The organism is Sphingobacteriales bacterium, assembly GCA_012517435.1.
Taxonomy (GTDB): Bacteria; Bacteroidota; Bacteroidia; order CAILMK01; family JAAYUY01; genus JAAYUY01.
The window spans coordinates 1-12,672 of sequence record JAAYUY010000074.1 but is presented as its reverse complement, the minus strand read 5'-3'; the positions used below and the strand labels follow the sequence as shown (position 1 = coordinate 12,672).

General features: G+C 39.6%; 9 protein-coding genes. 7 read left to right on the top strand and 2 right to left on the bottom strand.

Going from position 1 to position 12,672, the window contains the following annotated elements; all coding sequences use genetic code 11:
* The 4 genes from GX437_04275 to GX437_04260 form a co-directional block, all read left to right on the top strand.
* Window positions 1-339 (top strand): DUF4143 domain-containing protein (locus tag GX437_04275; GenBank protein ID NLJ06872.1); only part of this gene is annotated, 339 nt, incomplete at its 5' end.
* A 128-nt stretch (window positions 340-467) separates the two neighbouring features.
* Window positions 468-797 carry a transposase gene (locus tag GX437_04270; protein NLJ06871.1) on the top strand — a complete coding sequence of 110 codons (330 nt, stop codon included), beginning with the start codon at window positions 468-470 and terminating at the stop codon, window positions 795-797.
* A gap of 40 nt (window positions 798-837) precedes the next feature.
* On the top strand, window positions 838-2,328 hold the full coding sequence (locus tag GX437_04265; protein ID NLJ06870.1) for an MBOAT family protein: 1,491 nt from the start codon (window positions 838-840) through the stop codon (window positions 2,326-2,328).
* A 1-nt stretch (window position 2,329) separates the two neighbouring features.
* Window positions 2,330-3,253: a hypothetical protein gene (locus tag GX437_04260; protein NLJ06869.1), complete on the top strand. Its 924-nt coding sequence runs from the start codon at window positions 2,330-2,332 to the stop codon at window positions 3,251-3,253.
* Window positions 3,254-3,387: 134 nt separating this feature from the next.
* Here the strand turns inward: GX437_04260 and GX437_04255 are convergent, their stop codons facing one another.
* Window positions 3,388-5,193, bottom strand: coding sequence for an excinuclease ABC subunit C (locus GX437_04255; protein NLJ06868.1), 1,806 nt, complete (start codon window positions 5,191-5,193; stop codon window positions 3,388-3,390).
* Window positions 5,193-7,409: a penicillin-binding protein gene (locus GX437_04250; GenBank protein NLJ06867.1), complete on the bottom strand. Its 2,217-nt coding sequence runs from the start codon at window positions 7,407-7,409 to the stop codon at window positions 5,193-5,195. The genes GX437_04255 and GX437_04250 overlap by 1 nt, the downstream gene beginning before the upstream one ends.
* 274 nt (window positions 7,410-7,683) lie before the next feature.
* Between GX437_04250 and carA the strand changes: the two genes are divergently transcribed.
* From carA to GX437_04235, 3 genes are read left to right on the top strand one after another with little or no spacing between them, the layout of a single operon-like run.
* On the top strand, window positions 7,684-8,772 hold the full coding sequence (carA, locus tag GX437_04245; protein ID NLJ06866.1) for a glutamine-hydrolyzing carbamoyl-phosphate synthase small subunit: 1,089 nt from the start codon (window positions 7,684-7,686) through the stop codon (window positions 8,770-8,772).
* A complete protein-coding gene (gene carB / locus GX437_04240) occupies window positions 8,757-11,975 on the top strand; it encodes a carbamoyl-phosphate synthase (glutamine-hydrolyzing) large subunit (protein NLJ06865.1) in 3,219 nt (1,072 codons plus the stop codon). Before carA ends, carB begins: the two co-directional genes overlap by 16 nt.
* A gap of 58 nt (window positions 11,976-12,033) precedes the next feature.
* Complete coding sequence (locus GX437_04235; GenBank protein NLJ06864.1) at window positions 12,034-12,624, top strand: DNA-3-methyladenine glycosylase; 591 nt, start codon at window positions 12,034-12,036, stop codon at window positions 12,622-12,624.
* Window positions 12,625-12,672: the final 48 nt, after the last annotated feature.

Genomic DNA, 12,672 nt, shown 5'->3' with positions numbered 1-12,672 from the left:
AATTTTAATGAACTGATGGGGCATCCTTTGTTTGGAAGCAGTTGGGAAGGTATGGTGATTGAAAATATTTTAAACCATTCAGACCACTGGAATACAGGATTTTACAGGACATCCAACGGAGCTGAAATTGATTTGATTTTACAAAAGGGAAATACAACCATAGCAGTGGAATGCAAAGCCAATTCTGCCCCTGTAATTACCCGGGGATTTTATGAATCAATTGAATTATTAAATATTCAAAAGGCTTTTATCGTGGCTCCGGTTGAATCTTCTTTTCCATTATCAGAAAAAATATGGGTTTGCAATCTCCCTGAAGTACTTGATAAAATTTTCAGTTAATACAAATTGATCTAGCCCCCTAAACATCAGGACTAAATTAGTGAATTAAAAACACTAATTCAGACATATGAAAAGAACATGGACAGGAGAAGAAAAAGAGGCAAAATAGCAGAAGTGACTCACAAAAATTGATTGAAGTGTTTATTAACAGAAAAGTGGATGTTTTAAGGTTCGTTTATGAACCACTTGTGCCTTTTGATAATGATTTAGCAGAGGGAGATTTACGAATGATTAGGTTAAAACAGAAAATTTCAGTTTGTTTCAGAAAAGAGCAAAGTGCGGAAGTGTTTTGCAGGATCCGAAACTATATATCGACAAGTCGGAAGCAGGGATATTCTGTCTGTCAGGCATTAAAGTTGGCTATGACAGGTAATCCAATAAAACTAGTCCCGGCTTTAAATGGGTTGTTGCTGAACAGTAACTTCATTTGTATATTATTTTGGATAGCAATGATTTAGTTTATTATTTTCGTCTCAAATTTAAAATGGCTGTATAAACGTGTACTTTAATTCCATAACTTATCTGGTGTTTGTTGCAGCCATATTTTTTTTCTACTGGCAATTATTTCCGAAGAAAAAGAATTTTCAGAATGCACTGCTGCTGCTTTCGGGTTATATTTTTTATGCTTTTTTTGATTACCGTTTCTGCTTCTTAATCTTTGCCATGTCGGTTTCTGATTATCTGCTGGCTCTGAAAATCTCTTCCTCTGAATCCAAAATAAGGAGAAAAACCCTGATGTGGTTAAGTATCCTTATCAATACTTCTATCTTATTGTTATTCAGGAGTATGGGCTTTTTTACGGAGCAGTTTGCCTTATTCTTATCTCAACTAGGTTTTGAAGTGAGTGTGCAAAGCCTGAAACTTATTGTACCGGTTGGGTTGAGTTTTTATACGCTGAAGAGTCTTGGTTATGTAATAGATGTAACTAAAAACAGATTTCAGGCTGAAAAAAGTCTAATTAATTATCTGTTGTTTGTTTCCTTTTTCCCTCAGCTTACCTCCGGTCCAATCGACAGGGCGGCCAATTTGCTTCATCAGATCAATAATACAAGAGTCTTTGATTATCAGGTGGTTGTAGCAGGTTTCAGATTGATTCTTTTGGGTTTGTTTAAGAAGATTGTACTTGCCGATAACCTTGCACCTATCGTCAATGATTTATTCGGGCAACCTCAGTCAGAAAATGGTTTTTTGATTGTATTGGCAGCCTTATTATTTGCGCTCCAGCTTTATTTCGATTTTTCGGCTTATACGGATGTGGCAATCGGTACCTCCCGTTTATTTGGATTGTTTTCGATGGAAAATTTCAGAAAACCATATTTTTCGTTATCGATTTCGCAATTCTGGTCAAAATGGCATATTTCGCTGTCCACCTGGTTCAGGGATTATGTTTTTCTTCCACTGGCTTTCTGGATAGGTAAAAGAATTAAAAATCAATACTTTCTGGGGATTCACTCCGATTTGTTGATTTACAGTCTGGCTGTTTTGGTCACATTTGCTCTGACAGGCCTCTGGCATGGTCTGGGTTTAAATTTTCTGCTCTGGGGACTTGTGTTTGCGTTTTTATTAATGGCTGAGCGGTCAACAGCAAAATTTTTCAGAAACATCCGCAAAACCTTGCGGAAAAACCATCTGATCAAAATTTATCAGCTTTTTTCCGGCCTTTTTGTTTTTCTCTTGGTTTGCCTTAACTGGATTTTTTTTCGTTCAGGAAATGTCAATCAGGCATTTACCATGTTTAATACACTTTTTACCAAGCCATGGCACACAGGAGGGGAGCTTTTAAACGGCCATTCTTTCAACCCGGGTATTGTATCGGCATTGTTAGTTATTTTGCTGGCAGAGATTTTAAGCGGAAAGCAAAATGTGGAAGATAAAGCAGGGGAATTAAAATGGCCTTTCAGGTGGGGTTTCTATTTCCTATTGTTGTTTTTTATCCTGTTTTTCGGAGCCTTTGATCTGGAACAGGGATTTATTTATTCAAACTTTTAGCATGAAAAAAGTTTATATCAAACTGATTATCTTTTTGTTGCCCATAGTAATCCTGTTTGCGAACGATTCTGATGCCTATAAAAAATTTGCCTTTCATAAAATTACGGAAAGTTGCAGCGGAGATTTTATCTATCACCGGATATGCGAAGATTTAACTCCGATAGATGTGGCTTTTCTGGGTACATCCAAAACAGTTAATGGAGTCAATGACCTGTTAATCAGATTTGTGTATGAATATTATTTTCATCGGAAATTCAATCCGGTAGTTATTTCATTTTGCGGTGGAGGAAGAAATATACAATATGCCATTGCCAAAATGCTGTTTGAGAACAAAAAACCGAAAATTTTATTTCTTGAACTCAATGAATTTGAGATCAATCACAGCCATATCAGTTATGGGGTTGTTTCTGATTTCAGAGATTTGATATTTGCTCCGGTTCTGAACAACCGCAATTACTTCCGTGATATAGGAGAGGGTTTGAAGAGCCGGCTTGATTTTGTACGTTCAGGTATGAAAACAGACAGTATAGGAAAACTGTCGGATCACGGATTTATGCCTTATGATTTTGCAGGCGACTCTGTCAGGCTGATGAATTACAAATTGTCGAAAACAACAGGTAATCAGAACGATAACAATAGTGTCAGGGCAAAATATGCCATTCATTATGTAGATAAAATCCTGCGTCTTGCCAGGGAAAATCATTGTCAGGTGATATTTCTCTATCTGCCATCCTTCGGGTATAACGGAAATCCGGTAGAAGCACGGAATTATTATGAGCAAAAGGCAGACATCTGGTATCCTCCTGCTGAAATCCTTGATAATACAAAATATTGGCACGACACCTGGCACCTGAGCCGTCAGGGAGCCGATTCGCTGACTGCCTGGATTATTTCTAAGCTAAAAGATATGAATATTCCTGAATGATTGATTTAAATTGTTGAAATCAAGACAGAATAATCGGTCTCTCGCACACTTTGGTTCATTACAAAAATCAGATTGGAAAATAACCATAGCCCCGAATTCATTCGGGGGCTATGGTTGGGCAACATCAGTATTGTTTATAAATTCCTTTCTGCATCAAAATATTCCCTGATAATTTTTGCCCGATGCTTACCGATGATTTCTGCAATTTCTTCAAAATCTGCTTTTTCAATGTTGACAACTGACCTGAAGCGGGTCAGCAGCTGTCTGATACTTTCTTTGCCTATGCCTTTGATATTGTCGAGCTCGGTAGTCAGAGAGCCTTTAATCCGCCTGGTACGGTGATGTGTGATCCCGAAGCGGTGTGCTTCGTTGCGGATACGTTGTATCAACTGGTTGGTCGCTGATTTTTTACTGATTCCCAACGGGAGGCTGTCTCCGGGTTTATAAATTTCCTCCAGTTTTTTAGCTATTCCGATAATGTCAACTTTTTCAAATAAATTCAGCTCTTTCAATACTTTTACAGCGCTGTTGAGTTGTCCTTTTCCACCATCAATCACAATCAGATCGGGGAGGGGGAGCTGCTCTTCAAGTACTCTCCGGTAACGTCTGGCAATCACCTCTTCCATACTGGCAAAGTCATCAGGCCCTTCAACAGTTTTAATGTTAAAATGGCGATAGCCCTGTTTGAATGGCTTTCCCTCTTTGAAAACCGACATGGCGGCTACCGGGTAAGCTCCCTGAATATTTGAATTGTCAAAACATTCTATCAGGCGGGGAACATTTTTTAACTGCATATCGCGTTGAACCTGAAGCAATAACGACATGGTCCGCTGCGATTTATTCTGCTGAATCAGCTTTTTGTTCTCGAGTTCCCGGTAATAATAAACAGCATTTTTATGGGATAACTCCAGCAAATGCTTTTTATCTCCTGTTTTAGGCACTTCATATTTCAGCTTTTCGTCTTTGTATGATGGTTTCAGCGGCACGATTATCAGTTTTGAATTTCGTAGATGTCTTTCTCTGAATTCCTGTATGGCAAGGCTCAGGATATCTTCATCTTTTTCTTCAAGCTTTTTATGATATTCCAATGTATCGGTGTGTATGACGGCTCCGTTTGATATGCCGAGAAAGTTGACAATAGCAAGTTTTTCATTTGAATAAACAGAATAAACATCCGCATTTCTGATTTTCGGATTGACAACTGTTGATTTTGCCTGATAGTTTTCAATGGCATTCAGGATGTTTTTATATTCTTCTGCTTTTTCAAATTCGAGGTTTTTTGCTGCAGTTTTCATTTTCTCTCTCAGAAAGTCAATGACAGCAGCAGTTTTGCCTTTCAGAATTTTTCTGACCTGTTCGATGTTTTGCATATATTCATCCATGCTTTGATGGCCTTCGCAGGGGCCTTTGCACAGGTTGATATGATAGCTCAGGCAGACTTTAAATTTTCTGCTTTCAATGTTTTCTTTGCTTAAATGATAATTACAGGTACGGATAAAGAAGTTCTTCTTTAAAAGATCGAGCAGATAATTTTTGTTCAGACCCGAGACGAATGGTCCGTAATACTCTGAACCGTCATCAGCAAGAATGCGGGTGGTAAACAACCTTGGAAAAGGCTCGTTACGGATGGCTAAAAAAGGGTAGGTTTTGCCATCCTTCAGCCTGACGTTATATTTGGGTTGAATTTTTTTTATCAGGGAATTTTCAAGCAGCAGGGCTTCGCTTTCTGATTCCACGATTGTAAAATCGATGCGATCAATTTGCCTGACAAGATGCCTGATGCGGCCACTCTGACCCGTTTTGGAGGAAAAATAAGAACTAACTCTTTTTTTTAGATTTTTTGCCTTACCAACATAGATAATCTGATTGTTCCGGTCGAGGAATTTATAAATCCCGGGATTTTCAGGTAAAAGCTTTAGTTGCTCTTTAATATCTGCCATTAGTAACCCGTAAATTCTTCTGTTTCTTTGCTGTATGCAGAGCAATCAATTTCAAGGGGTAATTCGCCTTCGGGTTTTTCAAAATCAATAGGTTTATATCCAAGGGTCGGGTCGTTGTAAACCTTTGTGATAAAATAGGCAAAAATGGGTAATGCCGTGCTGGCACCCTGTCCCATAGACATGTAGCGGAAATGTACACTTCTGTCTTCAGCGCCCACCCATGCTCCTGCGGTTAGCTGAGGAGTAAACCCGATAAACCAGCCATCTGAATTATTTTGTGTAGTGCCTGTTTTTCCTCCCAGCGGCATGTTGACGTTATAGCGGAACCTCAGCCTGACGGCAGTACCACCCGGCCCTGCAACTGCCTGTAACATGTTAACCATCACATAGTTTGTAGCTTCGTCAAGCACTTCAACTTCTTTCGGAACTTTTTCAAATAATACATTACCGTCTTTATCTTCAATACGCAAAGTATAAACAGGTTCAACCCAAACCCCTTTATTGGCATAAGTATTAAAAGCTCCAACCATTTCATAGAGAGAAATATCGGGGGTACCGAGACTAATGGAGGGGTAAGGGTCCACATAGCTGGTGTCAATTCCCATTTTAGAGATCAGCTCGACCACTGCCTCAGGACCGACCTGTTTCATTACCCATGCCGTAATGCAATTGATAGATTTGGCAAGTCCTGTCTTAAGCGACATTTCCCCACCATATTTACCGTCAGAGTTTTTAGGCTGCCAATTGTTAAATTCAGGGAAAATAACCGGCACGTTAGGCACTTTCATACAGGGGGAAAATCCATTGACAATAGCTGTCGTATAAACAAAGGGTTTAAAGGTGGAACCTACCTGCCTTCTGGCCTGTTTTACGTGGTCATATTTAAAGTACCTGTAGTCGATACCGCCCACCCATGCTTTAACATGCCCGGTGGTGGGATCCATTGCCATAAATCCCGGTTGCAGGAAAAACTTGTAATAATAAATGGAATCCCATGGACTTATTTCTTTATAGAATTCTTTTTCATAGGAAAAGAGCTTCATGTTTCTTTTTTTGTTGAAATCAGCTAAAATTTCATCCCATGTTTTGCCGTCTTTTTTAAGCATCCGGTAACGATCGGTGCGTTTGACCGCCATAATCATCAGATTTTCAATGTCTTTCTTGGACAAAGTGCGGTCAAACGGGGCTTTATCAATGCCTGCCCAGTGTTCAAAAAACTGCTTCTGAAGATCCTGCATGTGTTGTCTGACGGCTTCCTCAGCATATTGCTGCATCTTGCTGTTGATGGTGGTGTAAATCCTTAATCCGCTTGAATATAAATCATATCCGTTTTCTTTGCACCATTCGGAAAGCTCTTTTCTCAATTCTTCCCTGAAATAGGTTGCCATTCCTGTGTTATGGCTTTCTACCTGATAATCAAGTACAATGGGAAGAGAGGAGAGAGAGTCGTACTGCTCCCGTGATATAAATTTATATTTCTTCATCTGATTAAGAACCACATTTCTTCTGTTTCTTGAGTTTTCAGGATTGAAATATGGAGAATACATTTTGGTGGCTTTCAACACACCAATCAGGGTTGCACATTCCTGAATATTCAGTTCGAGCGGGGTTTTATTAAAAAATGTTCTGGCTGCTGATTTTATCCCATAGGCATTGCTGCCAAAATCTACCGTATTCAGATACATGGTAATAATTTCTTCTTTAGTATAATACCTTTCGAGGCGTATGGCAATCACCCATTCCTTGAGTTTTCGGACAATCTTTTCGGGAATGGTTTTAAACCTGGTCCTGGGAAAAAGGTTTTTTGCCAATTGTTGAGTGATGGTGCTGGCTCCTTTCTTCTTTCCTCTGAGGAGGTAAAAAGGAATAGCCATCGTCCCTTTAAGGTCAACACCGGCATGTTTTTCAAAGCGGATATCTTCAGTAGCGATCAGTGCCTGAAACATATACTGGCTTATTTCATCATAACTCACTGCCGATCGGTTTTCGTCAAAAAATTTTCCGAGAAGTTGCCCGTCTTCGGTGAAAATTTCAGTAGCCAGAGGGGTCTCAGGATTTTCAAGCTGTGTTGTGTCGGGTAATTTACCAAAAATGCCCAGATTGATTAAGAGGAAGATGAGAAGAAACAGGCCGACACTGGCTCCGGAAATAATCCATAACCACTTGACTATTTTTCTGAATAAAACTTTTTGTTCAGAAAGTGAATTGTTTTTCATAAAAGTTTGTTTCAAAATTCGATACAAAAATACTTGAAAGCTTGAGATATTGTTCTGCAACGAAGTTAAGAAACAGGTTCCGGAATTTCATTTTCATTTTTCCGGTTTCTGTGAACTTTGTAAGCTTAATAAGTGTCTCACATAAGAATCAACTGTTTTTCATCGGTTTTTTGTTGATAAATCCATGTGTTAATTTAGACCATGTAAAATTATTTCAGCTTACTTTTGTTTTCCGGATTTATGCCTCACAGCATCAAATGCAACTCAATAATTCATGATAGATACAAAAACTAAAGTCAAGGCAAATCTGGTTCTTGAAAACGGAATGACATTGAGCGGCTGGTCGTTTGGTTATCAAAATCCTGTGGCCGGAGAGGTTGTGTTTAATACCGCCATGACAGGTTATCCGGAAAGTCTGACCGACCCTTCCTATTTCGGTCAGATTCTGGTTCTTACATTTCCATTGATCGGGAATTATGGTGTACCCGAGGATATTGTTCAGGATGGGCTATCAAAGCATTTTGAATCTGAAAAAATTCATGTTTCGGGATTAATCATTTCAGACTATTCATTCAATTATTCACATTGGAATGCCAAAATCAGTCTTTCCGATTGGTTGATTCAACACCGGATACCGGCCATTTATGGAATCGACACCCGCCAATTAACAAAAATACTGCGGGAATCAGGTACCATGAAAGGCTTTATCCGTTTTAATGATCTGGATATGCCTGAAGAACCTTCCTGTCATTTTGTTGATGCAGTAAGTATCAGGGAAATAAAGACTTATGGAAAGGGTAGGTACCGGATAGTGTTAATAGACTGCGGAGTCAAGCACAACATCATCAGAAACCTGATTGACAGGGATGCCACTGTCATCAGGGTTCCATGGAATTATGACTTTTTTCAGGAAGAGTTTGACGGCATAGTGGTCTCAAACGGGCCTGGAGATCCGAAAGCCTGCGTAAAAACTATTGAAAATTTGAAAAAAGCACTGAATGAGGGATTTCCGATGTTGGGCATTTGTCTCGGACATCAGTTGATTTCGCTGGCTGCGGGAGCAGATACCTATAAACTGAAATACGGACATAGAAGTCATAATCAGCCTGTGATGATTGAAGGTACTCAAAGGGTATATCTTACATCTCAGAATCATGGCTATGCTGTTCATCCTGAATCACTTGGAAATGAATGGAAGATTTTTTGTACAAACCTGAATGACCATACCAATGAAGGAATTAAACACAGGGAACTTCCTGTTTTTTCAGTACAGTTTCATCCGGAAGCCTCAGGAGGTCCTGCTGATACGATGTTTTTATTCGACAATTTTTTTGATTTGGTGAAAAAATGGATGATAAAATAACTAAAGTACTGATTCTTGGTTCAGGTGCATTGAAAATCGGAGAGGCAGGAGAATTTGATTATTCAGGAACCCAGGCTATAAAAGCATTAAAAGAAGAAGGTGTTAAAACGGTTTTAATCAATCCCAATATTGCAACTGTTCAAACATCCAGAGGTCTTGCCGATAAAGTCTATTTTTTACCGGTAACACCATATTTTGTTGAGAAAGTCATTGAAAAAGAGAAACCTGAGGGGATTTTGTTGTCGTTTGGGGGGCAAACAGCCCTGAATTGTGGAATTTCCCTGTTTAAAGAAGGTATTCTGGCAAAACATCAGGTGAGGGTTTTGGGTACTCCGGTTGAAGCCATTATTGAGACAGAAGACAGGGAAAAATTCATCAGCAAACTGAATGCTATTGAGGTTAAAACTCCCGGAAGCATTGTGGCAAAAACAGTGGATGAAGCAAAAAAAGCTGCTTTGAATCTTGGTTTCCCTGTCATCATCAGAGCTGGTTTTGCTCTTGGAGGGCAGGGAAGTGGGTTTTGTACCTCGATTGATGATGTGGAAAGCCTTGCGACAAAAGCTTTTGCTTATTCATCGCAGATTCTTGTTGAAGAATCACTGAAAGGATGGAAAGAAATTGAATATGAAGTTGTCAGAGACAGGTATGACAACTGTATCACCGTTTGCAACATGGAGAATTTCGATCCTCTTGGCATTCATACGGGTGAAAGCATTGTGGTAGCTCCTTCCCAGACACTTACCAATCATGAATATCACTTTCTCAGACAACTTTCCATTAAAATTGTCAGGCATATCGGTATTGTCGGAGAATGTAATGTTCAGTATGCACTTGATCCTGATTCAGAGGAATACAGGGTTATTGAGGTCAATGCACGCCTGTCGCGTTCGAGTGCTCTGGCTTCCAAAGCAACAGGTTATCCGCTGGCTTTCATTGCTGCCAAACTTGCATTGGGATATGGTCTGTTTGAATTGAAAAACTCGGTTACCAAAACGACTACAGCTTGTTTTGAGCCAGCATTAGATTATGTGGTCTGCAAAGTGCCCCGGTGGGATCTGAATAAATTCAAAGGAGTCAGCCATCAGATTGGCTCCAGCATGAAAAGCGTAGGAGAGGTGATGGCTATCGGAAGAACCTTTGAAGAAGCTATTCAGAAAGGTTTGCGTATGATCGGGCAGGGAATGCATGGATTTGTCGGGAATAAAGAGCTGGAAGAAGAAAATATTGATAAAGAGCTTTCATATCCTACAGATATGCGGATTTTTTTTATCGCCAAAGCTTTCAGTCTGGGCTATTCAGTTGGGAAAATCTTTGAATTGACCAAAATAGACAGGTGGTTTCTTGAAAAACTTAAGAATATCTGGTTGATGAGGGAAGAGCTGTTATCGTACAATGATCCGGAATATCTTCCTTCAGAAACTCTTAAAAGGGCCAAACAACTGGGTTTTTCAGATTTTCAGATTGCTCGCCTCGTCATGAAGAGCAAAGACAGTGGTATTGAAGATGATATGCAGAAAATCAGGGATTTAAGAAAAAAAATGGGCATTATACCTTATGTCAAACAAATTGATACGGTTGCTGCAGAATACCCTGCTCTGACCAACTACCTTTATCTGACCTACAATGCAGCTGAACATGATGTTACTTATGAAGAAAACAAGAAATCTGTTATCGTATTGGGGTCAGGTGCATATCGCATTGGCAGCAGCGTTGAATTTGACTGGTGCAGTGTCAGTGCTTTGAAAACTGTTGAAAAAAGCGGCTTCAGGTCGGTTATTATTAATTTCAACCCTGAAACTGTCAGTACCGACTATGATGAATGTGGAAAGCTTTATTTTGATGAGCTTTCGTATGAAAGGGTGATGGACATTGTCGAGCTTGAGAATCCAACAGGTGTGATAGTGTCAACGGGTGGGCAGACAGCCAATAATCTGGCATTAAGGTTATTTAAATCAAATGTAAAAATACTTGGGACCTCTCCCTTATCAATTGATATGGCTGAAGACAGGCATAAGTTCTCAAGCCTTCTCGACCGCTTAGGTGTTGATCAGCCCCGTTGGAAAGAGCTGACTTCCATGGAGGAAATCTTTGATTTTTGTCGTGAAATAGGCTTCCCTTTGCTGATTCGCCCATCTTATGTTTTGTCGGGAGCGGCTATGAGCGTGGTTTCCAATCAGGACGAACTGCTTCATTTTCTTTCTATTGCCAGATCTGTATCGAGCAAATATCCTGTGGTGGTTTCAGAGTTTATTGAAGAATGTAAAGAAATTGAGATAGATGCAGTTGCCCGGGAGGGTGAAATAATCTGCTATGCCATCAGCGAGCATATCGAATTTGCCGGAGTACATTCCGGTGATGCTACCATTGTTTTTCCGGCACAGAAAATTTATATTGAAACACTCAGAAGAATAAAGAAAATCAGCCGCCAGATTGCCAAAAGTCTGAATATCAGCGGGCCTTTTAATATTCAATTTCTGGCAAAAGACAATGATATCAAGGTGATTGAATGCAACCTGAGAGCCTCCCGCAGTTTCCCTTTTGTTTCAAAGGTGCTGAAAACAGATTTTATTGAAATTGCCACCAGAGTGATGCTGAATGAACCGGTGGAGGTCCCCTCCAAATCTATTTTTGATATTGATTATATCGGTATTAAAGCCTCACAGTTTTCATTTTCAAGATTGCACAAGGCTGACCCTGTATTGGGTGTTGAGATGGCTTCAACTGGCGAAGTAGGTTGTCTGGGGGAGGATTTTTATGAGGTATTACTTAAATCCATGCTTTCTGTGGGTTATGAGATTCCGGGAAAAAATATTCTGATTTCGGGAGGACCTCCAAAATCTAAGGCAGAGTTGCTGGAATCTGTAAGAATTTTGATCAAAAACAATTTTAACATCTATGCAACCCGTGGAACTGCCGAATTTTACAAAAAATATGATATTGATGCAATTATTCTGCACTGGCCTGATGAAGAAATAAAACCCAATGTACTCGATTTTATCAGGGAGAAAAAACTGGATTTAATCATCAACATACCAAAAAACTTATCGAAAACCGAGCTTGATAATGATTACATCATCCGGAGAAGTGCGGTTGATATGAATATTCCTTTAATAACCAATGCCCGGCTGGCTGCTGCCTTTATCATGGCATTCTGTAAATATTCACTTCAATCTGTTCAAATAAAAAGCTGGGATGAATTTTAAGATATGTTTACTTTTGTAACCTGATTTTTAACCCCCTGCAAATCATCGAAAATCAATAATGAAGAAGATTCCGAAGGATTTTTATCAAAGAAAAGATGTAGTGCTGATTGCCAGGGAACTGCTTGGTAAGGAGTTGTGTACATTTGTGAATGGAACAATTACCTCGGGAATTATCACCGAAACTGAAGCCTATGCGGGAATAAAAGACCGGGCTTCCCATGCATATAATAATCGTTTTACCAGCAGGACTTCTGTGATGTACGAAGCCGGAGGAATAGCTTATGTTTATCTCTGTTATGGAATTCATAAACTCTTTAATATCGTAACCAGCATTATCGGTGTTCCTGATGCTGTTCTTATCAGGGCAATATGGCCGAAGAGAGGTCTGGACGAAATGCTTGTGAGAAGGAAGCAAACGAATAATAGCCCCGAAGTCTGGAATGGACCTGGAAAAGTTACGCAAGCTCTTGGTATTTCATTGATTCATAATGGAATATCGCTGGAATCGGATGAAGTCTGGCTGGAAGATGCAGGCATCAGACTTACTGAAAAAGATATTGAAGTCAATAGCCGAATCGGGGTGGAGTATGCCGGGGAAGATGCGAGACTGCCATATAGGTTTACCATTAATCCTGAACGAATATTATAGGATTTTTTCACCACGGAGGTAATTTCACCACGGAGGCACGGATTTTTT